We start from the raw sequence: 660 nt of genomic DNA, 5'->3' as shown, positions 1-660 counted from the left end.
GTCCAGCCGCGCATTTCAAAGTAGTCGCGCACGTTCACGAGGATGTCGACGTTGTCGTCGACCAGAAGAATCTTGATGGGCATCTTGCGGGTGATTCCTGGGTGTGGTTTGTGGTTCGGGTGTTGGGTTCGGGTTCGGGGGTTCGGTTCGGGGTCCGCGGGGTGAATCGAATGTCGGGTTCGGGTTTCGGGTTTCGGGGTTCCCGGGTTGTCGCTTCGACTGTCGCGGCCCCGGCGTCAAAACCTGCGGGCGCGCGTCGGCCCCTCCGAGGCGCTTGGAGGCGTTCGATGGCGTCCCGGGCGCGGGCCGAGCGGACAAGCACACCGAAGAGAAAACAAAAGCCACGGTCGGTCCGCGCCGGGTTCCTTGGCATTTTGCCCCGGATTTCACCCGGGAAAAACGAAATTCGCCCGGCCCGTGCCCGCTCTCAAGACGTTTGACGTCGATTTCACGCCCCGTTGACGGGGCTTTCACCCGCGGGGGAAAAACTTCGGATCGTGCGGAGGGGGCATCCGACACCCCGTCCCCCGGATTCTCCGGCGGTCGGGCGTTTCCGGGGTGCCTCCCCCGCTTTGATTTTTGACGCAGGCCGTCAAAAGCCCCCTGCGGACACTTCCCCCGCGGCGCGCCGGAGTTCGAGGACTGGCGGTGCGCCGCGGG

Origin of the sequence: Sutterella parvirubra YIT 11816, assembly GCF_000250875.1 — a bacterium.
GTDB lineage: Bacteria > Pseudomonadota > Gammaproteobacteria > Burkholderiales > Burkholderiaceae_F > Sutterella > Sutterella parvirubra.
This window is presented reverse-complemented; position numbering follows the sequence as displayed.